The sequence below is a fragment of the Gilliamella sp. CG22 genome (genome assembly GCF_046635725.1).
GTDB lineage: Bacteria > Pseudomonadota > Gammaproteobacteria > Enterobacterales > Orbaceae > Gilliamella > Gilliamella apicola_I.
This window is the reverse complement of the sequence record NZ_JBIDFK010000012.1, coordinates 1-22,438: the sequence shown is the minus strand read 5'-3', so window position 1 is coordinate 22,438 and position 22,438 is coordinate 1. Positions and strand designations below refer to the sequence as shown.

Annotated in this window: 21 protein-coding genes and 1 pseudogene; 4 read left to right on the top strand and 18 right to left on the bottom strand. The window is 34.2% G+C overall.

Going from position 1 to position 22,438, the window contains the following annotated elements; genetic code table 11:
- The first annotated feature begins 65 nt into the window (after positions 1-65).
- Together ACGH46_RS09710 and mutH are read left to right on the top strand one after the other, a co-directional pair.
- Complete coding sequence (locus ACGH46_RS09710) at positions 66-614, top strand: NADPH-dependent FMN reductase (RefSeq protein WP_411605477.1); 549 nt, start codon at positions 66-68, stop codon at positions 612-614.
- A 51-nt stretch (positions 615-665) separates the two neighbouring features.
- Positions 666-1,334: a DNA mismatch repair endonuclease MutH gene (gene mutH / locus ACGH46_RS09705; RefSeq protein WP_411605475.1), complete on the top strand. Its 669-nt coding sequence runs from the start codon at positions 666-668 to the stop codon at positions 1,332-1,334.
- Between the two features lie 29 nt (positions 1,335-1,363).
- Here the strand turns inward: mutH and argA are convergent, their stop codons facing one another.
- The 7 genes from argA to ACGH46_RS09670 form a co-directional block, all read right to left on the bottom strand.
- The gene (gene argA, locus ACGH46_RS09700) at positions 1,364-2,692 is read right to left on the bottom strand and encodes an amino-acid N-acetyltransferase (protein WP_411605505.1); all 1,329 of its coding nucleotides are present in this window, start codon (positions 2,690-2,692) and stop codon (positions 1,364-1,366) included.
- Between the two features lie 334 nt (positions 2,693-3,026).
- Entirely contained in the window at positions 3,027-4,307 is a 1,281-nt protein-coding gene (locus ACGH46_RS09695; protein WP_411605473.1) for an MFS transporter, read from the bottom strand.
- 74 nt (positions 4,308-4,381) lie between these two features.
- Positions 4,382-5,581 carry an MFS transporter gene (locus ACGH46_RS09690; protein ID WP_411605471.1) on the bottom strand — a complete coding sequence of 400 codons (1,200 nt, stop codon included), beginning with the start codon at positions 5,579-5,581 and terminating at the stop codon, positions 4,382-4,384.
- Between the two features lie 290 nt (positions 5,582-5,871).
- On the bottom strand, positions 5,872-6,384 hold the full coding sequence (gene aroL / locus ACGH46_RS09685) for a shikimate kinase AroL (RefSeq protein ID WP_267350141.1): 513 nt from the start codon (positions 6,382-6,384) through the stop codon (positions 5,872-5,874).
- A gap of 213 nt (positions 6,385-6,597) precedes the next feature.
- Positions 6,598-6,951, bottom strand: a complete 354-nt coding sequence (locus ACGH46_RS09680) for a DUF1870 family protein (protein WP_267350143.1) — start codon at positions 6,949-6,951, stop codon at positions 6,598-6,600.
- A 153-nt stretch (positions 6,952-7,104) separates the two neighbouring features.
- Positions 7,105-7,935, bottom strand: a complete 831-nt coding sequence (gene aroE / locus ACGH46_RS09675; protein ID WP_267360928.1) for a shikimate dehydrogenase — start codon at positions 7,933-7,935, stop codon at positions 7,105-7,107.
- Between the two features lie 327 nt (positions 7,936-8,262).
- The gene (locus tag ACGH46_RS09670; RefSeq protein ID WP_220215953.1) at positions 8,263-9,162 is read right to left on the bottom strand and encodes a LysR family transcriptional regulator; all 900 of its coding nucleotides are present in this window, start codon (positions 9,160-9,162) and stop codon (positions 8,263-8,265) included.
- Positions 9,163-9,462: 300 nt separating this feature from the next.
- Here ACGH46_RS09670 and rpmB point away from each other — a divergent pair, with 300 nt between their 5' ends.
- Both rpmB and rpmG read left to right on the top strand, forming a co-directional pair.
- Entirely contained in the window at positions 9,463-9,699 is a 237-nt protein-coding gene (rpmB, locus tag ACGH46_RS09665) for a 50S ribosomal protein L28 (RefSeq protein WP_220215954.1), read from the top strand.
- A 15-nt stretch (positions 9,700-9,714) separates the two neighbouring features.
- Positions 9,715-9,882, top strand: coding sequence for a 50S ribosomal protein L33 (gene rpmG / locus ACGH46_RS09660; protein WP_025314526.1), 168 nt, complete (start codon positions 9,715-9,717; stop codon positions 9,880-9,882).
- 260 nt (positions 9,883-10,142) lie between these two features.
- Here rpmG and gltP read toward each other — a convergent pair whose 3' ends face one another.
- The 11 genes and pseudogenes from gltP to ACGH46_RS09605 form a co-directional block, all read right to left on the bottom strand.
- Positions 10,143-11,453, bottom strand: a complete 1,311-nt coding sequence (gltP, locus tag ACGH46_RS09655) for a glutamate/aspartate:proton symporter GltP (RefSeq protein WP_267360946.1) — start codon at positions 11,451-11,453, stop codon at positions 10,143-10,145.
- A gap of 90 nt (positions 11,454-11,543) precedes the next feature.
- On the bottom strand, positions 11,544-14,240 hold the full coding sequence (gyrA, locus tag ACGH46_RS09650; protein ID WP_267360930.1) for a DNA topoisomerase (ATP-hydrolyzing) subunit A: 2,697 nt from the start codon (positions 14,238-14,240) through the stop codon (positions 11,544-11,546).
- A 100-nt stretch (positions 14,241-14,340) separates the two neighbouring features.
- Positions 14,341-14,916, bottom strand: a complete 576-nt coding sequence (locus ACGH46_RS09645) for an SIS domain-containing protein (RefSeq protein WP_220215956.1) — start codon at positions 14,914-14,916, stop codon at positions 14,341-14,343.
- A 15-nt stretch (positions 14,917-14,931) separates the two neighbouring features.
- Positions 14,932-15,276: a YraN family protein gene (locus ACGH46_RS09640; RefSeq protein WP_267360932.1), complete on the bottom strand. Its 345-nt coding sequence runs from the start codon at positions 15,274-15,276 to the stop codon at positions 14,932-14,934.
- Positions 15,269-17,080: a penicillin-binding protein activator gene (locus ACGH46_RS09635; RefSeq protein ID WP_411605469.1), complete on the bottom strand. Its 1,812-nt coding sequence runs from the start codon at positions 17,078-17,080 to the stop codon at positions 15,269-15,271. Before ACGH46_RS09635 ends, ACGH46_RS09640 begins: the two co-directional genes overlap by 8 nt.
- A 410-nt stretch (positions 17,081-17,490) precedes the next feature.
- Positions 17,491-18,573: a 23S rRNA (cytidine(2498)-2'-O)-methyltransferase RlmM gene (gene rlmM, locus ACGH46_RS09630; protein WP_411590620.1), complete on the bottom strand. Its 1,083-nt coding sequence runs from the start codon at positions 18,571-18,573 to the stop codon at positions 17,491-17,493.
- A 47-nt stretch (positions 18,574-18,620) separates the two neighbouring features.
- Complete coding sequence (gene lpxL / locus ACGH46_RS09625; protein WP_267350157.1) at positions 18,621-19,571, bottom strand: LpxL/LpxP family Kdo(2)-lipid IV(A) lauroyl/palmitoleoyl acyltransferase; 951 nt, start codon at positions 19,569-19,571, stop codon at positions 18,621-18,623.
- Positions 19,572-19,797: 226 nt separating this feature from the next.
- Positions 19,798-20,592 carry a thymidylate synthase gene (thyA, locus tag ACGH46_RS09620; protein ID WP_267360940.1) on the bottom strand — a complete coding sequence of 265 codons (795 nt, stop codon included), beginning with the start codon at positions 20,590-20,592 and terminating at the stop codon, positions 19,798-19,800.
- Positions 20,589-21,458 (bottom strand): prolipoprotein diacylglyceryl transferase, encoded by an 870-nt coding sequence (lgt, locus tag ACGH46_RS09615; protein ID WP_411590618.1) that lies wholly within the window; start codon positions 21,456-21,458, stop codon positions 20,589-20,591. Before lgt ends, thyA begins: the two co-directional genes overlap by 4 nt.
- On the bottom strand, positions 21,455-22,027 hold the full coding sequence (gene rppH, locus ACGH46_RS09610) for an RNA pyrophosphohydrolase (RefSeq protein WP_065558435.1): 573 nt from the start codon (positions 22,025-22,027) through the stop codon (positions 21,455-21,457). Before rppH ends, lgt begins: the two co-directional genes overlap by 4 nt.
- Before the next feature lie 330 nt (positions 22,028-22,357).
- Positions 22,358-22,438 (bottom strand): annotated as a pseudogene (locus tag ACGH46_RS09605) (pseudouridine synthase); the annotation flags it as partial.

The window sequence follows — 22,438 nt, the reverse complement described above, 5'->3', positions numbered from 1 at the left end:
CTGTAATTATTTTAAATAAGAGACACTCATGGTGTCTCTTTATTTTCAATTTAAGGGGACCCAAAATGAGTAAAAAAATTGCAGTACTCGTTGGTAGTTTACGTAAAGGTTCATATAATTTAAAAGTAGCTAAAATCCTTAAAGAAATTGCCCCTTCTTCACTTTCCTTATATTTAATCGAAATTGGCGATCTTCCCTTTTATAATGAAGATATTGATACCGATACCCCACCAGCATCTTACACTTTATTTCGCAACGAAATAGCGGATTGTCAAGGCGTGATTTTTGTCACACCTGAATATAACCGAGGTTTACCTGCTGTGATCAAAAATGCAATTGATGTCGGCTCACGTCCTTATGGTAAAAATGTCTGGGCAAAAAAACCAGCGGCAGTGATTTCGGTCTCACAAGGTGCAATTGGCGGTTTTGGCGCTAATCATCAACTACGTCAGTCACTAGTTTTTCTAGATATGCCAACCTTACAACAGCCTGAAGCTTATATTGGTGGTATCAGTGCCGCTTTCGATGTGAATGGCAATATTTCTGAAAAAACCCGAGAATTTCTTTCATCAATTATTCAAGCTTACGCAATATGGGTTGAAAAATTAAGCTAATCCTTTATTATTTTAGCTATATATATATTTATTTGATAGTATCGTTTCGAGATGGCAATATTTTTTCCAAGCAGTGAACAAGAGTTATTAGATCGAGCAAAACTTGTTGCTGGATATACATTTGGTGAAATTGCTCAATATTTAGGCATGCCAATTCCTGACAATTTGACTAAACAAAAAGGATGGGTTGGCAATCTTATTGAAACGTTTTTGGGAGCCAATGCCGGTAGTAAAGCTGAACGAGATTTTAGTAATTTGGGCATCGAACTAAAAACAATTCCAATTGATATGCATGGTAAACCATTAGAAACGACCTTTGTCAGTGTAGCACCATTAATGGCAAATCATGGTGTGATTTGGGAAACAAGCCATGTGAAATATAAATTATCTAAAGTACTTTGGATCCCAATCGAAGGGGAAAGATCTATCCCACTTGCCAATCGTAAAGTTGGCAGTCCTATTTTATGGATACCCTCAAAAGAACAAGAACAGCAACTCAAACAAGATTGGCAAGAACTGATGGATATGATTGCATTAGGTCATGTTGAAAAAATTACAGCACATTATGGCACATATTTACAAATAAGACCTAAAGCGGCAAACGGTAAAGCTTTAACCGAAGCGGTAGGAGAAAATGGTCAAACTATTTTAACACGTCCACGTGGTTTCTATCTTAAAAAGTCTTTCACCAAGCAAATTTTACACAACGCTACTTACTAATACTATCATCCTTATTCTAAGAGAAAAATTTAAATAATATCAAGCATTAAAATTTTGGAGTTGCGTTGATAATTATAAAGTTGCTTTTTTTTAATCGGTAAATCATCAACTTCAGCTGGGTTAAATCCCTTTTCTCTAAACCAATGAATACTACGCGTTGTTAGCACAAAGATTTTATTGAGTCCTAAATTTTGTGCTCTACTTGCAACCGTATTAATTAACAAATCACCTCTGGATGAATTGCGATAATCGGGATGAATGGCAACACATGCCATTTCACCCATTTTTTCTTCCTGATAAGGATAAAGCGCTGCACAACCGATAGTCATATTGTCACGTTCAATAATCGTGAATTTATCAATTTCCATTTCCAATTGCTCTCGTGAACGCTTAACTAAAATACCTTGTTCTTCTAATGGGCGAATCAATTCTAAAATTCCACCAATATCGTTAATGGTCGCTAAGCGAATTTGCTCCGAATACTCTTTAGCAACTTGCGTTCCTATGCCATCCCGTGAAAATAGTTCTTGCAAAATAGCGCCATCAATTAGATAGCTAACTAAATGACTTCGTCTAACGCCATTTCGACAGGCTTTTGAAGCGGCTTTCAAAAAGCGAGCTTCACTGGATAGATATTTACCTAATTGCTGTTTACGATTGACATAGTTGTCAGCATCGATTGGGAAAAGGTCAGTAATAACTTTACCTTGTTTATCAAGTACACCCTGCTCAGCACAAAAGCTGATTAACTTATCAGCTTTGATTCGAATCGCCACTTCGGCAGCAACATCTTCTGAAGCTAAATTAAAGCTTTCTCCAGTCACTGATACACCAACCGGCCCTAATAGCACAATTGAACCACGATTGAGTTGCTCATCAATTGCCTCATTGTTAATACGACGAATTTTACCCGTATGGCAATAATCAATTCCCTCATCTATTCCTAAGGGTTGAGCAATAACAAAATTACCGCTGACAACATTAATATGAGCTCCTTGTAATGGGGTATTATTTAAACTCATTGATAAACTGGCTGTAATATTCAGTTGTAACATACCAGTTACTTGCTTAATGATATCCAAAGTAATGGCATCTGTAATTCGGGTGTTTTTGTGGTATTTCGGCTCAATATTGTGATTTTTAAGTGATTCATCAATTTGATTGCGTGCTCCATTGACAATAACCAATTTGATTCCAAGACTATATAGCAATCCAATATCACTAATAATACTTGAATAGTTATTACTTTTTAGCACAGCACCTGTTAATAGGATAACAAAAGTTTTTCCATGATGAGCATTGATATAAGGTACAGAATGCCTTAATCCTTCAACTAACTCGGTTGTTCGCTCTTTCATTTTCGCAATCACCCAAATTGAATATTTATTCATATTTTTTGTATTTTTATTTATTTGCGAACAATAATCAAGCAATATTTGATAAAATTTTAACAAGATAAAATCATAAGTTAAGTAACAAAAGAAAAACCTGTATTCAACAGTGTGTTGTTTATCAAAATATTATTAAAAGTGGTAACAAAAACAAAATCAACGTATAAAAAAAGCATACCATTATTGTATGCTTTTTAAACTGAGAATAAATTTAAGTAATGCACTAAAAAAACGAGTATTATTTATTCACCGTTTTTTGTCATAATTAATATCAACATCTCCTAAAATTTCATTAAATGATTTATTTATTAATATTAAAGATTATGCGATAGCGCATTAATACGATAACCGCTAGTAATGTACCTAAACCTGCAATGATTGCATCACTTAACATGATATATCTTAAACCAAAATTTGTAGATATCCAGCCAATTAAAAAGGGAATGACTGTCGTTGCAACGCTCGATGAAGTGAAGAAAATGCCCAATACTTTACCCTTTCCTGATGGAAAAAATTCAGCCATGGTCGTTAATGCAAGCTGTAATACACCGCCTGCAGCAGTGAAACCAAGCACAAATCCTCCGACAATACACATTGTTGGTGATGGATTGAGATACAATACGATAAGCATTAACATAGATAACAGCGGATAGACAACCACAATATATACAGGTTTGATTAAACTTTTGACCAATATTGAAGTTAAAAAGACACTAGCAAGGGTACCTAGACCATACGAAGAGAATGCCTTAACCGCTCCTGCTGAATCCATACCAGCGACAGTTTGAGAGAAATCCTTTAAACATGAAGAAACCAGATAAAATGTTGCGGTAGAGGTAAAACCTATCACAATAAAACAGATACCTTCAATCCAAAAATTTGATTTATGTTTTAAAGTTGGCGCTTCTTCAGTAATCGTTTGTAAACCTTTTTCTTCTTGTTCTGGTGTGATTTTATGATTTGGGAATGGCATTTTCAGTACAACTAATGCATTTAATGCGAGAATAATACAACATAAGATAAATGACCAACCGTAATATCCTTCACTCGCCATAATAATACCCATAATGATAGGTAGTACCGATTGACCTGCGGCAATCGCTGCTTTAGTTAATATCGATGCAGAACCAGGCGATTTTGGAAAAGCTTCCATTAATGCAGGATAAGTACCGGCATCAAGTGTTGAATTAGCTATACCGCCTAACACCGCAAACATAAAGGCAATTTCAAAACTCGGGCTTACCAAAATACCAACTAAAAAACCAATATAAAATAATCCGCCTAACGCAATAAAAGGTTTTCGCCCATACTTATCGGATAACGTTCCCATAACAAATAGGACTAGCAAGCGCCCCACGCCTAACCCCATCATGACATCATAAACACTTTTTTTTGCCTTGCCTATTAAGTCAGTTTGTTCAGGAGTAAGTGCATCTTGCGCAATATTAAATAAGTAAGCAATGTCAGGATTAAACTGAGCAGCTAAATAATCAATATTCAAACCAAGTATTATTGCCCCCATTCCATGCACAAAGTAGTTTATATATAAACAGATCGAAGTGCCTAAATATCTATTTTTCATTTATTATTTCCTGTAAAAATTAATTTTCAAAACACTAAAATAAATTTTACTCATCATGTAAATAACATTGAGTTTTAAATTTTTTTCATATCTATCACTTTGGTAAAACGGAAATAGACAATCAGCGCTAATACCACACTAGTCAGCGCAATAACAAAATCGGTCAAAATGGCATAACGTACATCAATTTTCGCTAATTTAGGTACTATCAATGGAATAACAGTAAAAGAGAATCCGCTAAAAGTATACATACAACCAACGGCAATACCTTTATGGGTTGGAAATAATTGTTGCATGACGACTAACGTTAGTTGAAGTACGCCACCTGCAGCAGTAAACCCCATTCCAATAGCAACAAAAAAACACATTTTCGAGGATATATTAAAATAGAAAAGAATGAGCACAAGAGCGGATAGAGCAGGAAGAATAATGATGCAATCTATTGGTTTTAAAAAATATTTGACTATAAATGCAGTAACAAACACAGAAATAATTGATGCTCCGCTATAATAGCTAATCAACTGGTTAGCTTCAAATTCATCCATATTCACACCTTGAACCGCTATGGTTGGCAACCATTGTGAAATGACCAAAAATGTTGCTGTGGTGGTAAACCCCATGATAATTAATAGCACACCTTCAATAGCAAATTTTGGGGTATCTTTAAAATAATTATCACTTCCTTCACACCCCGTAATAGCAATTTTTTTAGAAGGAAATTGGGTTGGTGCAAGCAATATTCCATTGATTATCAAAAATGCAGCAAAAGAAAGAAATGCCCAACCATACCAGATATGATATTCACCAAAAAAAGTAACGATAAAAGGTAATATTAATGTTCCAATTGAAATAAACGCTTTAATCAATACACTAGCAGAACCTGCTGATCGAGGAAAACACTCAGTTAATGTAGGCATAGAGCCAGTATCTAAACATGAGTTTCCAGCCCCAATAGCAATAGCGAGACAAAAGGCGATATGAATGTCAGTGCAAAACGTCATACCTACAAAAAAGATTACATAACATGCCATTCCTAAATAGATAAAAAGTTTACGACCAAATATATCTGACAAGATTCCACCAGCTAGCATCAAAGATATTTTTCCTATCCCAATACCAGAAGCAACATAGCCAAGTTCAACAATATCGGTATTGAGTTGTTTTGAAAGATCATTTGAAAATTGCATGATTACGATTAAAGCAATACTTTGTATAATGTAATTTGCGTAAATAGAGCTGACAATCCCATAAGAATTGACCTTTCGATTATCCATTGGTAGTACTCCATAGCTAAAAATTAAAAATATAAAACTATAATTGCTTTCAATATACAATCATCAATCTGAATCTAAAAGAGATAAGTATAATTTTATTGCTAAACTTTAATGTTGGTCACATTTATTTATAGATTCTAATAAATTCATAAATAGAAAAATATAGTATTGATTAATATACGAACCAAAAAATAAATTTATTCTATAGTATTTTAAGAATTTATTCTTTTTTTTTATAAAAAATGCCACATTGAATGTGGCACTTTGGAAGAAAGGAAGAAAATAGTATATTAATTCTGCAAAATTTGAAGAATTTCACTAAGAATTTGACTTTCATCTTGATCAACATTGATTACATGATGTGCTGCATCATGATATAAAGGTAATCTATCTGCTAATACTTTTTCCATTTCATCAACGATGGATAAGCCTGTTAAGGATGGTCTTTGGGCAACATTAGGATCTTTCATTAAGCGTGCGGCTAATGTTGCCGCTGGAGCAGATAAAAAGATCACTGTTCCATTTTGTTTCATGAAGTCACGATTATGTTCAGCTAATACCATCCCACCTCCAGTTGCGATAACACGTGACGATTTGGTCGTATCAATCAGGACTTGACTCTCTCTTGCTCTGAATCCTTCCCAACCTTCTTTTTCGACGATTTCTGCAACGGTTTTTTGGGTAGTTTCCAGTAAATGGCAATCTGTATCAACGAAAGAAAATGACAGCTTATTTGCAAGCATTTTTCCTATAGTTGTTTTACCTGCTGCTCTTGCACCAACTAAAAAAATTGTCTTATTCATATTGGATCCTTTCATATTTACAGATTGAAAAATATATCACTATGCTAGTGATTCACTTCAGCTTTTGCAACAATTTTTTTACATATTGTTTATCAAAACAAACGGCATTGATTTTTATAAATTTAATTTAATTTTTTATCAATTTTTTGTAAATAAAAATTTACACCCTTTATTCTGTTCACTTTACAAATTTATATTATCATCTATAATCTACTAACAAAGTTTTTCTAAACCACGAAAATAGAGTTCCGTTGCAATTGATTGATGTAAGCGCCACTGTATGACATCAAGATCTGGGTTTACCTTTTTAAATTCTTCAAATGTCATGAAATAACGAATAGTATTACTTCCTACTCTATCATTAATACTATTGATGATAATATTTACTTTATCAGTACGAAGTTTTTTTAGCGCTTTCATTGCATTAGCCACAAATTCCGGTACAGGCTCTATGCCTTTTTCCCAATCGTGCCAAGTTTTCGCATCAGTTTTACCAATATATTCGCTTGCTTCTGGCACTTTTAGCATAAGAAAACGGCGATAAGCTTGCAATTCTAGGTTAGTCATAATTACTCCTTCTAATAACAGACTAAATTTATACAATAGAATAAAAACCAATTAAAATCGAAAATTAGAATTTTTTAGCAAATTGTATAAATCGTTTATCAAACACATTTAATGATGCAAAATGGTTCAATGTATTGAATTTTTACTAAATACTTATTTTTCAGCTAAAGCATCTATAACAGCTTGTTTTGCCCGGTCAGATAAATCTTTTCCTGTCCAAATTTTGAATTGGGCATTCGCTTGACCGATAAACATTTCTCGTCCCGAAATTGATTCCCATCCCGCTTTTTCAGCTTCTTGTCTAAAACGAGTATGATATGGAGTATACACAATGTCATATGCAATACCTTTTCCTTTGAACCAAGAATATTCATAAGGTGTCTGATCTTCAAATTTACCTTTCATACCTAATGGCGTAGAATTGATAATAATTTGTGCTTCAACTTTATCACGGTCTTCCCAAGCAACCGTTTTTAAATTAAATTCTTTGGCAAGCTCTGACGGCAAATCTGTTACAATATCCGTTACAGTAATATCGGTATAACCTAGATCATGTAAGCCAACTACCGCAGCTCGAGCTGCACCGCCTGCGCCAAGTAATAGCACTTTTTTGTAGTGTGGCGGTAGCTGCTTTTCTTGAAGAGGTTGCATAAAACCAACAATATCTGTGTTATCACCACAAAGCTTATCACCATCCCAATAAACCAAATTTGCAGCACCTGCTTTTTTGACATGTTCAGTCACTTCATCTAAATAAGGAATAATAGCTTGCTTATGTGGAATTGTGACACACAATCCGCGAATATTTAATAATCTTACAGATTTAAAAAGCGTAGGAATATCTTCTGGTGGTGTTGAAAATGGAACCAAAACCGCTGGAATGCCATAATCTTGAAATGATGTGGTATGAATTAGTGGACTCAAACTATGTCCTAAAGGATAACCGATAATGCCGTAAATACTATAAGGCGTGAACTGGCTCATGTAATCTCCTTGAAAGTTAGAAAATTAAACCGAATAAATAAATTCTGTCATTCATTGTATTAAAGCATATTTATTATAAAATTAAATCATTTTTTCTAAAATTATAGATACCCTTAATGATTTGTTTTATAACAATTTGTTTAATATATAGAATTTAAATTTGATGAGTAAAAGCAATGTTAAATTGTTTAGAAAATTCATCGATAATAAACTTTTTTATATTTTTTAATGAAAATCGATCATTGATAAGGTTTATCACATCACAAACCTTATCATTATTCTGATATGCCAAATCCCCTATGATAAATTCATGCTAGTTGATAAAATTTATCGACCAAAAATCGCATCATCACTGTGTTCAATTAAGAAATGATAAAACTTCTGCGCTGCCGGTAATAACGGTCTATTTTCCATTGTCGCAATAAATATATCTCTTTTTTGATAATTTTTGCTCATTGGTACTAATGTTACATTGAACTCTTCAGGTATATGTACTCTCGGCATAATACCGATACCATAATTAATCGATACTAATCCCATCATGGCGCTTTCTGTTTCAACATGACAAGCTATGTTCGGCTTGATGCCCGTTTTATTTAACATGTCATCGATCACACTTTTCATCCCACTTCGTTCTGTAAATAAAATAAGGGGTTCGTGAATTAAGTCTTTTAAATCAAGTTTTTTACGCTTAGATAAAGGATGATCATTAGAGATAATAAAAACTAATTCTTGTTTAGTTAACTTTTGAAAATGAACATCTGGTTCATCTTGTAAACGTGAACAGATAGCTATCTCGTATTTTTTGTCTCTTAATCCTTCAATGATATTTTGTGACATTCCTTCATAAAAAGAGAAAGTAATGTCTTTATTCTCAGGTTGAGCTAAAAACGCCTTGATAATTTTTGGAATATAATTGGAACTAATAGAATAGATAAAAGCAAGTCCAATATGACCATGTGAAACACTGGTTAACTCTTTAACAAACTGTTCGCCTTCTGATAATGCCGTTAGTGCTTGTTCTACATAAGTAAGATATTGTTTTCCTTCTTTTGTTAGTTCAACATTTCGGCCTCTTTTTTGAAATAATTTAATCCCAACCTCTTTTTCCAGTTCTGATATAGAATGACTAAGGCTTGGCTGACTGATTGAAAAATATTCTGATGTTAATGTGTAATGTTGAGTTTTAGCAAGCACTTGGAAATATTTTAGTTGTTTAAGATTCATGTGATCAAACTCTCTTTACTTAGTTATACAAAAGACAGTATAGGAGAATTTTCCATTAACACAATATTTGTATTTTATTTAACTCAGTTAAATTTAAACTTATTTTTTTCTTAAACAAGATAATACTTGAGAATTTGCCGATAAAAGCGTATACTTCGCTACCTCATTATTGTGGGTGTAGTGTGAGAGGTGAAACTGCTTCTCAAATAGAGCTGCAGCAAACTAAAAGCCTGACGAGGTTAATTCCATTAACATATTACGCCCAAGGCTTAAGCATAGAAATTTTGGAGAATTATTGACATGTCACGAGTATGCCAAGTAACAGGAAAAAAACCTTTAGTAGGGAATAATCGTTCTCATGCGATGAATGCTACTAAACGTCGTTTTCTACCAAATCTTCAAACTCACCGTTTTTGGGTTGAGAGTGAAAAACGTTTTGTAAAATTACGTGTATCAGCTAAAGGTATGCGTACTATCGATAAAAAGGGTATTGATGCAGTTTTAGCTGAACTTCGTGCCCGTGGTGAAAAGTACTAATAAGGAAACCCTATCATGGCAAAAGGTGTACGCGAAAAAATTAGATTAGTTTCTTCTGCTGGTACAGGTCATTTTTATACCACTAGCAAAAACAAAAGAACCATGCCTGAAAAAATGGAGATCAAAAAATACGATCCTGTTGTTCGTCAGCATGTTATCTATAAAGAAGCTAAAATCAAATAGTTTTAGATAAATACCAAAAACCCAGCAAAAGCTGGGTTTTTTTATGTTTATCGATTACCTATCATTATCAAATTAAACTTCTATTAATAGTCCATATGTATTCTTCTATTATCTACATGGATAATTAAAAAATATTGATTGTTACAAACTATCACATAAACAGAATATTAATGAAGATAAGCATTTACCACTTAAATTCAATTATAAAAAAAGCTCCAGTTTTTATCCTGAAGCTTTTTGGAAAGTTATAAAACTATTTTTTATTTTAAATATTGCTGTTCATATGCTTGGGCTTTTTTATCATCAAATACATGTTCCCAGCGAGCAATAACAATAGCCGCTAAGGCATTACCAACCACATTAACCACGGTGCGCCCCATATCTAATATACGCTCAACCCCCATAATATAACCAATGCCGTCAAGCGGTATTCCAACACTACCTAATGTCGCAGAAAGCACCAAAATTGAAGCTCCCGGTACACCAGCAATCCCTTTCGATGCAACCATTAGTGTAATAACAACAATAATTTGATCGAGAATCGACAATTCCATACCGAAAAGCTGAGCTAAAAAGATAACAGTGATACTTTGATATAATGTTGAACCATCAAGATTAAATGAATAACCTGTTGGAATAACAAAGCTGGTTATGGATTTTGGCGCACCATAGGCTTCCATCTTTTCAATAATTTTAGGTAATGCAGTCTCTGAACTCGCTGTTGAAAAGGCAATAACTAACTCTTCTTTTAATATTCGTAAAAGTTTAAAAATACTGAATCGGCACAATTTACAAACAAGTCCTAAAACGACAATTGTAAATATAATCATTGCCGAATAAACCGTAACAATAAGTTTGAATAATGGTAATAAAGATTCAAAACCATATTTTGCCACCGTGACAGTAATAAGTGCAAAGACACCTATCGGCGCATAACGCATAATCATATTGGTCACTTTGAACATGGTATCAGAAACAACTTTTAAGAAAAATACGAAAGGTTCTCGTTGCTTATCAGGTAAAGACATAAGTCCTAAACCAAAAAATACGCAGAAGAAGATCACAGGTAAAACAGCACCATCACTCATTGCTTTAAAGATATTAACAGGAATCATCTCTAAAATCATGACGATTAAGCCATGTGGTTTTTCGCTTTGTTCTTGAGCTGCTTTAGCAAAATTACTGACATCAGTAGTTGCTAAAGTTGAAGAATCAATACCAGCCCCAGGTGTAAATAGATTCCCCCAAAGAAGCCCCAACAAAATAGCAATAGTTGTGATAATTTCAAAATAGAGAATTGTTTTAAAGCCTAAAATACCTAATCGCTTTGAACCGCCAATGCCTGCAATACCTAAGGTTAATGTGCTTAGTATAATCGGCAATACGATCATTTTAATTAAGCGAATGAAAATTTCCCCAGCTGGTTGAAAGACATTAACGATTAAAAATTGGTAATCCGAATGCAAAGGATGGTTTGAATCAGAAAGTTCGAACAGATAAGCACCTACAGCCACGCCTAGAATTAATGCTATTAAGATTTGCCATGCAAGATTTGATAATATTTTTTTCATTAAAAATGACATCTAATACTATTCCTTTTTGAGGTTTTCTAAAATAAAAAAGGACTAGCTATATAACTAATCCTTCTTAATAATTAAAAATTATTCTTCGGACTCCTGAGCTGAATTATCCAGCTCATCTCTCTGCTGCGATGATACTGATTCCACATCATCATCTTCGGTTTCAGCGATTCGTTGCAGACCCACAACTTTTTCGTTATCGGCTGTGCGAATCAACCTTACACCTTGTGTATTTCGACCGACAATACTTACTTCTGAAACGCGTGTGCGTACTAACGTTCCGGCATCAGTAATTAGCATGATTTGATCAGTTTCATCCACTTGTACAGCACCAACCACAGCGCCATTTCGTTCACTAACTTTGATCGAAATCACCCCTTTTGTTGCCCGAGATTTTGTTGGATAAAGCTCTTGTTGAGTACGCTTACCATAACCATTTTGCGTTGCGGTTAAAATCGCACCATTGCCTCGAGGGACGATAAGTGACACTACTTTATCATCACTTTCAAGTTTAATGCCACGCACACCTGCAGCGGTACGCCCCATTGCTCGAACTTTATTAGCAGGGAAGCGAACAACTTTACCATTAGCAGAGAACAGCATGATGTCTTCCGTATCTGAAACTTGAGTGATTTCGTCATCATCTGACTCAATGTCTTCATTCACTACATCATCATTTAGTTCTTCATCATCAATGGCTGATGATTCATTACTCGTTAAATCGACACCGATTAACTCATCATCATCACGTAAGTTGATTGCAATAATACCACCACTACGTGGGCGACTAAATTCAATAAGAGAAGTTTTCTTCACGGTTCCTTGAGCAGTCGCCATAAATACGCAATGTTCATCGTCAAATTCCCGAACGGGTAAAATTGCGGTGATACGTTCATTTTCTTCAAGTGGTAATAAATTAATAATTGGACGACCACGTGATCCTCGACTTGCCTCAGGTAATTGATAAACTTTCATCCAATATAAGCGACCACGGCTTGAGAAGCACAAAATAGTATCATGGGTATTAGCAACTAATAATTTTTCAACAAAATCTTCTTCTTTGATTTTGGTTGCTGATTTACCTTTACCACCACGACGTTGAGCTTCATAGTCTGAAAGCGGTTGATATTTCACATACCCTTGATGAGAAAGGGTAACAACAACATCTTCTTGTGCAATCAGATCTTCAATATTGATATCCGCACTACTTGCCGTAATTTCCGTTCGTCTTGCATCTTGGAACTGATCGCGTATCGCTTCAAGCTCTTCACGTATCACCTCCATTAATCTTTCAGGACTTGCCAGAATATATAATAGTTCACCGATTTGAACTAATAACTCTTTATATTCATCAAGAATTTTTTCATGTTCAAGTCCGGTTAAACGATGCAAACGAAGATCTAAAATTGCTTGAGCTTGCGCCTCAGAAAGATAATAGTGACCATCACGGATACCGAATTCTGGAGCCAAATCTTCTGGACGAGCAGCATCATCGCCTGCTTTTTCAAGCATTGCCGCGACATTTCCAAGTTGCCAAGCTTGAGATAAAAGTTTACTTTTTGCTTCAGCTGGTGTTGCAGCTGCTCGAATTAACTCAATCACAGGGTCAATATTGGCAAGTGCAATCGCTAAACCTTCTAATACATGAGCACGTTCACGGGCTTTACGCAATTCGTAAATAGTACGGCGTGTTACAACTTCACGACGATGTAGCACAAAAGCTTCAATCATTTCACGTAAATTTAACAGTTTTGGTTGACCTTTATGTAAAGCCACCATATTGATACCAAACGAGACTTGTAATTGGGTTAATGAGAAAAGATTATTCAGTACAACTTCACCCACCGCATCTCGTTTAATTTCGATGACTATGCGCATGCCATCTTTATCCGATTCATCACGCAAAGCAGAAATGCCTTCAACTTTCTTATCTTTAACTAATTCAGCAATTTTTTCGATGAGTTTTTTCTTGTTAACTTGATAGGGTATTTCATTAACAATAATCGTTTCACGACCACTGTGATCATCAACTTCAATGGTTGCTTTAGAACGAATATAGATAATTCCACGGCCAGTACGATAAGCATTTTCTATGCCTTTTCGACCGTTTATTAATGCTGCGGTTGGAAAATCTGGCCCCTGAATATGTTCCATTAACCCTTCAATGGAAATATTTTCATCTTCAATATAAGCAAGGCACCCATTAATAACTTCTGTAAGGTTATGCGGTGGGATATTGGTCGCCATACCTACTGCAATTCCTGATGATCCATTAATTAATAAGTTAGGAATACGTGTTGGTAACACATCAGGAATCATTTCTGATCCGTCATAGTTTGGTGAAAAATCGACGGTTTCTTTATCAAGATCTGTCAGTAATGCACCTGCAAACTTTTGCATACGAATTTCGGTATAACGCATTGCTGCTGCCGAATCACCATCAACCGATCCGAAGTTACCTTGACCATCAACCAGCATATAACGCAGTGAAAATGGCTGTGCCATACGTACAATTGTGTCATAAACAGCTGAGTCACCATGCGGATGGTATTTACCGATTACATCCCCAACTACACGAGCTGATTTTCGATAAGGTTTATTCCAATCATACCCCGCTTCATGCATGGCAAATAAAACACGTCGGTGAACAGGCTTTAAGCCGTCACGAACATCAGGCAGTGCACGCCCGACGATTACAGACATAGCATAATCAAGGTAAGAGGATTTTAGTTCATCTTCAATGTTAACGGGAGTTATTTCTTTGGCTAGTTCGGTCATAACACCAAGTTCTCTTATTAATATAAATCATTAAAACAGCTTATAATTATAGCATATTATTCGCTATTATTGCAGAACTAAACTGTTTTTATTTTCATTATTAAGTATGATTAAACAAAGTATTTTCAATTAATTGGCATAAACAGTTTAAAATCATAGCATGCATCTCATAAGCCATCACTTTTTTATAGGTCGGAATTCTAATTTCAATATCATTTTGACCTAATAAACCTATTACCTCTCCACCATCAAAAGCCGTTAGAGCAACAATTTTCATATCTTTAATGACCGCTTCTTGTACAGCTCGGATAATTGCTTTACTGTTCCCTTGGCAAGTTGCCACGATTAATATATCACCTTGTTGCCCCAATGCTTGTATTTGGCGTGCATAAATCTCTTCATGATTTTTAATCGCACTTAATAAAACATTATCAGACACTAAAGCGATAGCGGGGATACTAGGTCTTTCAATATCAATACTGGTAATTAATCGAGAAGTAAAACTTTGGACATTCGCAGCCGAAGAGCCATTACCACAACTCATAATTTTATTACCATTAAGTAATCCTTCAACGATGATGTTAGCGGCTTTTTCAATTGACGAACCTAAGGATTCAGCCATCACAATTTGTGTTTGGATACTTTCTGTAAAATAATTTTTGATTAAGTCTTGCACGTTTTCACCTAAATATTAAAACGCATTAATAATCCATTGTTGGCTTTTACCAGTAATAGCAAAAACATCAAATCGAAACTCAGTTTCTTCAATATTCAAATTTTGCGCAATCATCCAAAGTTGCGCTGCCTGTTTAATTTTATTTTGTTTATTAGGCGTTATTGTCATTTCTGCATGACCAAAATGGGCATTTTTTCGATAGCGCACTTCTATAAAAACAAGGCATTGTTTGTCACGCATAACCAAATCAAGTTCCCCAAAGCGAAATTGACTATTTTTAGCTATAAGCGTTAAACCTTGCCCAAGCAGATACTGGCAAGCAATATTTTCAAAATGCTCGCCAATTTTTTTTCTATTCACTAATCGGTTCTGATTTAGTTGAGCTATTAGAATATTGTTGCCATGATAATGCGCGCGTTATTTCGCATTGTTCTGACGTTGATAATTTACCTGTCATTCCATCTAAAAAATTAGTTTGATTTGAACTTAATTGATTAAAACGATTTGCTAAACGCCAAGCATCTATTCCCATTGCATAAACACGCATTAAGGAATAATCCTTCTTAATACTGTCCGGCAACTCGATCGAGGTATCAAGTTGATTAGAAATGAGCGGAATTTCAGCATATTGCGTTTGATTTAAATCATAGTAGAAGTCATTAGATGCATTTGCGACATGACTTTTAGAACTTGAATACAGCGCAACACTCGCAGATGACGAGTGACCAATCGGTTTATCAGCTCCCATATCCAACATCGGTTTGATCAACGTTAATTCATCGTATGAGGAATAAATATAAATTGCATCAAAATCAGTAAAATTATCAACTAAACTCATTGATTCAGATGGCATATCATTAAGAACAATAGGCTCACCAACAAGTTCGATACCAACATTTTTATTCATACTATCACTTAATGTTTTAGCATTTCCAAAATACTGGACATAAGCTGGTGAACTGTTAACTGAAAGTTGAGACCACTGTTTTGCAAAATTTTGTGCTACGCGTTTACCAAGTTCATTTTGTGGGACTAATAACAATGGTTTTAGTTTATTTTGTGCAAATATATGATTAGCTGCATCTTTTGCTTCATCTTCAGGTGATAATGCAAAATAACACATCTTGTTGCGGGTATCTGATTTATTCTCAACTTTATTCAGTGCTAATACAGGAATACCCGGCGCCAATTGCCTGATATAGTTAACATCACCTTTTAATAAAGGTCCTACAATTAATTCTACATCTTTATCTTTAGCTTGTTGAATTAATTTATCTAATGAGGCACTTGCTGTATCAAACGTCACAATATTTTGTTGTGGTTCTTGTGGATAAAACTTCATGGCATCAAAATAACCTTGACGAATTGTTTCACCAAAAATATGTGAAGTTCCACTTAACGGTAATAACAATGCCACTTTTTTGCCTTCATTATCAACACTAAGTGTTTGTTCTCCCGTTAACATTGAAATAACCGCATTACCAGGATGGTTAGGATATCGTGTCGCCCAATCATGAAAAGCCTGTTTTAAATTTTCATTGTCAGAAGCACCAACTAGTGTAGTTGTTTGATAAGCGATACTTAATTCAATCCAACCTTGTAATGTGGTTTCATTAGTACCTACAGCAATTTTATCCATTTGATCGCTTCTTAACTTACTGAAAAAATTCCATGTACTACTCAATACTTGTTGACGCTGATCTTTCGATGACCATTTTTCTAATTCAATATAGTCATGTGCTTGAGCATTAATATTTTTTTTGTCTAAAGCTAATTTGATGGAGTAATATCGATATAACTGTGAATTATTAAGCTCTTCAATAGATAAGGTATCAAGTTTAAATCGTTTTCCTGTTCTAACTGCGATTTCACCTTGAGATAAAATTTTATCTATTTTTTGTTCCTGATTGAGATCTGTCGACAACTTAGAAAGTAGTGTGTTAGCTTGTGAAAGCTTGTTTTCTTTAATTAATGCCCGAATAGCTAACAATTGCCAATTTGTTTTAGCTTCTCCAGAACTTGCTTCGACTTGTGAAAGATAATAACTCGAATCTTTGCTTTCATCAAAGCCAGAACCGTTTTTTGAAAAGCTCCCTGAACATCCAACTAAAAATGCTAATAATACTGATATTAATATTGTGTAAAATGAGCGTTTTATATTCATACCTATTCTCGTGTAATTTGTTGTCACTAAATTCGTTGTTAATTCATTGTTACTTAGTTTGGTTATGATAATGTGTTTAATTTAACTTCAAAAATAATCTATTTATTTTCAATTTATAATGACTTTTTAGTAAATTTGATCGTGCTAATTTATCGCATTTTTACTTGGGATATAGAAGAACACAACTATTTTCGCTTTATTATCTATTTACCGCGATTTGACCGCTAATTACATTACTCATTGATTTAAATCAGAACATATATCAATCAATATTAAGCTTTTTCGTTACATATATAAAGCTATAAAGACAACAATATATAAACTATTTTGATGACTAATAAAGTATATTCTTTTACCTAAAAAATTAGCTTAGTTTAACTAACTACAGTCAATTAAAGAATTAATTATTTTTATCCCCAAATTCGTTGTACATGAACGGTAATTTCTTCTCGATCATGATAAAGCTGTTTTGCTTGAATTTGAACATTAATTTGATTGTCATTTAATATGTTATTGAGCAATTGTAAATTTTGTTTTACTTCTTCATAACGCTTTTTCATGGGTAATTTCAGATTAAAAATTGTTTCTCGACACCAACCATTGATAAGCCATTTAGTTATTAATTCTGTCACTTTAGTCGGTTTTTCAACCATATCACAAACTAACCAATAAATATTATGCTTTTTAGGCATAAATTTAAAGCCATCTTCTCGAAAATGTTTAACTTGTCCTGTTTCCATTAATTTCGGATTCATTGGACCATTATCAACGGCATAAACCATCATACTTCGTTTGACAAGCTGGTATGTCCATCCTCCCGGACAAGCGCCTAAATCAACAGCATTTAATCCACCTTTTAACCTTTCTTCCCATTCTTCATAGGGAATAAAGATATGAAACGCTTCTTCAAGTTTTAATGTGGAACGGCTTGGGGCATCAACTGGAAATTTTAACCGAGGTATCCCCATATAGAACGGTGAATTATTTTCACTTAGTGAATAACCAACATAACAACTATTATTATTTAGAAATAACACATGAATAACAGGGCGGGTTGGATTTTGGACTTTTAATAAAATCCGATGATTTCTTAACGCTTGCCGAAGCGGAACAGTAAATTTGCGACAAAACCCCGCCAACGCTTTTCCTTCATTAGTATCTGCCACTTCAACTCGCAAATCGCCGGCTTTATCAATACATCCCGTTAACGCTTCAACAATAGGCGTAATACGATCATCTGTTGGCAAATCAACTAATCGATCGCCTGTAACAAACATTTGGCGTGCAAATATAAGTGTTCTAAAAGGTAACGCTTGAATTAAGCGTTGAGCATCGCCATTTTGATAGCATTCAAAAACAACATAGCCACTATTATCGTTAACTTTAGCAAATCCAAAGATCTCTTTTTGAGCCGCTTTATCTGTGATTTCAGCGGCACACTCTTTTTCAAAACCAATACGGCAATAGAGAATAATCTTATTTAATTTTTGCATATTGTATCTTTAACTCTTTTTTCAAAAATCCCAAAAAAATAGCTGTATTAGTCGGATTGAACACTGTCTGTATATAATGGTGCTTCACCTTTTGGACGAGTTTTGAATCTTCGATGTAACCACATATATTGCTCTGGCGCTTTTAAAATTTCTTGCTCAATTGCTTTATTCATAAACGTTGCTGCTTGCACATCATCGTCCATCGGAAAATCAATAAGCTGGGATGTAACATAAACAGTATAATGCCCATTTTTTTCACGTTTGGGGGTAAAAGGGATAATTGCAGGTTGACCAAGTTTAACCAAAATACGCGTACCTATTGTAGTTGCTGCCTTTTCGACAGAAAAGAAAGGCGCAAACACGCTGTTTTTAGGCCCATAATCATGGTCTGGTGCATACCATAATAATTCACCATTTTTTAATGCACGAATCATTCCTTTGGTGTTATATCGTTCTAACATATATTTATTAGACTTTAACCTACCTTTTAACTGCACGTAATCCATAACAGGATTATCATTTGGGCGATACACACCAACTCCAGGATGATGCATACCTAAAATACGAGCACCTAATTCTAATGTGAGAAAATGAATACCGATTAGTAATACACCCTTTCCAGCCTGCTGTATTTGAGTAATATGCGAATCGCCAACAATAGAGGATTGTTTAGCTAATCGTTTATTTGACCAAAACCAAGCCATACCCGTTTCAAAAATCGCTAAACCGGTTGATATAAAATTTTCACGCAACATCTGATCACGTTCTTGCTGTGATTTTTCGGGGAAACAGAGCATTAGATTTTGTCTTGCTGTTTCTTTACGTTTGCCAATTATTTTCATTGATAGCAATCCTAACCCTTTACCTAATTGATAAATAATTGGATATGGCAATAACACGATAAGATATAAAAGACCAATCCCAAACCATGTTAACCAATAACGCGGGTGTAATAAACGTTTAGTAAAGATTGGGCGAATTTCCTGATTTTGAGTCATATAAAGATTAAGTTATTATCAATAACAAAGTGGACTATTATATACTATATCTTGGTTTTGGTGGCAGAAAAATCAAATTACTAACTTAACAATGACATTCATTTCTCATAATGCTAATTGTTAACATGAGGATTAAAAATTAAAATTAGGGATTAATCAGATTAATCCCAATATATTAGACAACTTAATTTGTAAAATAAAAATCAGTTGAAGTAATTTATTCCGATTAAACAGCCACAGGTGCTTTAATAGCGGGATAAGGGTCATAATCAACAATTTCAAAATCTTCAAATTCGTAATCAAAAATTGTGGGTGGCTTACGTCTAATTTTAAGCTTTGGTAAAGCTCGAGGTTCCCGGCTTAGCTGTAAATGCGTTTGTTCCATATGATTTGAATATAAATGGGTATCGCCACCCGTCCAAACAAAATCACCCACTTCTAGATCACATTGTTGAGCAATCATATGCACTAATAATGAATAGCTTGCTATATTAAACGGTAAGCCTAAAAATACATCACATGAACGCTGATAAAGTTGGCATGATAGTTTTCCATTGGCAACATAAAATTGGAAAAAAGCATGACATGGTGCTAATGCCATTTGATCTAACTCTCCAACGTTCCATGCAGAAACAATCATACGTCTTGAATCGGGATCTGTTTTGATTTGTTGAATTAATTGCGATATTTGATCAACTTGCCTACCGTCAGCTGTTCCCCATGCTCGCCACTGTTTTCCATAAACAGGGCCTAAATTGCCATTCTTATCCGCCCATTCATCCCAAATAGTCACTTTATTATCTTGTAAATACTTGATATTAGTATCACCCTTTAAAAACCAAAGTAATTCATGAATAATTGAACGTAAATGGCATTTTTTTGTAGTTACCAGTGGAAACCCTTTTTGCAAATCAAACCTCATTTGATAACCAAAAATTGATAACGTACCCGTTCCTGTGCGATCTGATTTAGGCGTACCCTCATTTAAGATTGTTTTCATCAGGTCTAAATATTGTTTCATGAATTTCTCGCTTTTTGATTAAATCGATATGCATATAACATAATTAAAGCACCACCTAGTATCATAGGTAGACATAAAATTTGCCCCATACTAATGATGTTGAAAAATAAGCCTAATTGTTCATCAGGTTGTCGATAAAATTCAATAACAAACCTAAATAAACCGTAGCATAGTAAAAATAATCCAGATACAGATCCTGTTGGCCTTGGCTTTCTAATAAACAGATTTAAAATAATAAATAAGACAATACCTTCAAAAGCCATTTCATATAATTGGGAAGGATGTCTTGGAAGTATGCCATGCAATTGAGTATACAGTTCTTTCCATTCAGGATGTGATTGAACAAACATGAAATCTGCATGTGATGATGTAGGGAACAGCATCCCAACTGAAGAATGAGTCACACGCCCCCATAGTTCGCCATTGATAAAATTACCAAATCGCCCAAACATTAAACCTATTGGCACTAAAGGTGCGACGAAATCGGCAACTTGCATAAATGTTTTGTGGTTTATTTTAGCAAAAATTGCAATAACACAAATAGCCCCAATCAATCCGCCATGAAAAGACATCCCGCCTTCCCAAACTTTAAATAATGATATGGGATCGTTTATAAAAACATTAAAATTATAAAAGAGTACATAACCTAATCGCCCACCCACGAAAAGACCTAAAAATCCCCAAAACAGTAAATTTTCAACTTGTGGAACAGTCCATTGGCTATTTGTTTTTTTTGCTCGCCTCTTGGCTAAAAAAAGGGCACCTAATACCCCAAAAAGGTACATTGCTCCATACCAGTGTAAAGATATAGGTCCAATTGAAAAGGCAATTGGATTGAAATTTGGAAACTGTAAATATTGATTCATCTTTTAGTTCGCTGTTTATTTTTACGTTTATGAACAAAATAATTGGATTTTTTTTTGTTTGAACTGTTTGTTGCTTGTACATCCACTTCAGTTTGTATGGCAAATACGGGTAATGAAAATTCTTTCATGGCTCTGCGATATACATCACGTTTAAAAGAAATCACTTGTCGAATTGGATACCAATAATTGACCCATTTCCAATCATCAAATTCAGGTGTAGAAGAAACATTGAGATTAATCACTGAATTATCAGAAATTAACTCTAATAAAAACCATTTTTGTTTTTGACCAATACAAACAGGTTGATTTTCCCAACGAATCATACGTTTAGGTAATTTATATCTGAGCCAACCATTGGTAACAGATAAAATTTTTACATCTTTAGGTAATAATCCGACTTCTTCATTCAATTCTCGAAACATTGCCTGTTCAGGCGTTTCGTTTTGTTTTATTCCGCCCTGAGGAAATTGCCAAGAATTTTGCCCATAACGACGAGCCCAAAGTACTTGGCCATAACGGTTACAAATAACTATTCCTACATTTGGACGGTAGCCATCATTATCAATCACTGACTACCTCAAAAAAATCTATTTCATATGGCTAAATTGTTTCATACATACAGCAATAAATAAATAGAAAAATGCTATTAATCGAGAAATATGTTATTAAACAGATTAGTTTTAACCATTTTCAGTAGTGCTATTGTTTCTATAAAAACTGTTTTTTGAATGACTAAAATTATAAGATAAATTAGAATATTAATGAGTTAAATGATTGTTAAATTATATTAAAACAATAAGTTGAATTTAGATAGATGATAAAGAAAGGTAGCATCAATAGTGTTTAGTTGAAAAATAGGGATAACTTACACCTTTCAAAATATGCCTACTTTAATCAAGTATATTACCATCGTTTGTTAATAAAAGTAATCCTTCACTGTCAGTATCTAATCGTCCAGCAGGATAAAATTTGGGTAATGA

Bases quoted from the DNA above. Each gene is read 5' to 3' on its own strand.
- ACGH46_RS09710 (WP_411605477.1), top strand. From the start codon at position 66: ATGAGTAAAAAAATTGCAGTACTCGTTGGTAGTTTACGTAAAGGTTCA.
- mutH (WP_411605475.1), top strand. From the start codon at position 666: ATGGCAATATTTTTTCCAAGCAGTGAACAAGAGTTATTAGATCGAGCA.
- argA (WP_411605505.1), bottom strand. From the start codon at position 2,692: ATGAAAGAGCGAACAACCGAGTTAGTTGAAGGATTAAGGCATTCTGTA.
- ACGH46_RS09695 (WP_411605473.1), bottom strand. From the start codon at position 4,307: ATGAAAAATAGATATTTAGGCACTTCGATCTGTTTATATATAAACTAC.
- ACGH46_RS09690 (WP_411605471.1), bottom strand. From the start codon at position 5,581: ATGGATAATCGAAAGGTCAATTCTTATGGGATTGTCAGCTCTATTTAC.
- aroL (WP_267350141.1), bottom strand. From the start codon at position 6,384: ATGAATAAGACAATTTTTTTAGTTGGTGCAAGAGCAGCAGGTAAAACA.
- ACGH46_RS09680 (WP_267350143.1), bottom strand. From the start codon at position 6,951: ATGACTAACCTAGAATTGCAAGCTTATCGCCGTTTTCTTATGCTAAAA.
- aroE (WP_267360928.1), bottom strand. From the start codon at position 7,935: ATGAGCCAGTTCACGCCTTATAGTATTTACGGCATTATCGGTTATCCT.
- ACGH46_RS09670 (WP_220215953.1), bottom strand. From the start codon at position 9,162: ATGAATCTTAAACAACTAAAATATTTCCAAGTGCTTGCTAAAACTCAA.
- rpmB (WP_220215954.1), top strand. From the start codon at position 9,463: ATGTCACGAGTATGCCAAGTAACAGGAAAAAAACCTTTAGTAGGGAAT.
- rpmG (WP_025314526.1), top strand. From the start codon at position 9,715: ATGGCAAAAGGTGTACGCGAAAAAATTAGATTAGTTTCTTCTGCTGGT.
- gltP (WP_267360946.1), bottom strand. From the start codon at position 11,453: ATGAAAAAAATATTATCAAATCTTGCATGGCAAATCTTAATAGCATTA.
- gyrA (WP_267360930.1), bottom strand. From the start codon at position 14,240: ATGACCGAACTAGCCAAAGAAATAACTCCCGTTAACATTGAAGATGAA.
- ACGH46_RS09635 (WP_411605469.1), bottom strand. From the start codon at position 17,080: ATGAATATAAAACGCTCATTTTACACAATATTAATATCAGTATTATTA.
- rlmM (WP_411590620.1), bottom strand. From the start codon at position 18,573: ATGCAAAAATTAAATAAGATTATTCTCTATTGCCGTATTGGTTTTGAA.
- lpxL (WP_267350157.1), bottom strand. From the start codon at position 19,571: ATGACTCAAAATCAGGAAATTCGCCCAATCTTTACTAAACGTTTATTA.
- thyA (WP_267360940.1), bottom strand. From the start codon at position 20,592: ATGAAACAATATTTAGACCTGATGAAAACAATCTTAAATGAGGGTACG.
- lgt (WP_411590618.1), bottom strand. From the start codon at position 21,458: ATGAATCAATATTTACAGTTTCCAAATTTCAATCCAATTGCCTTTTCA.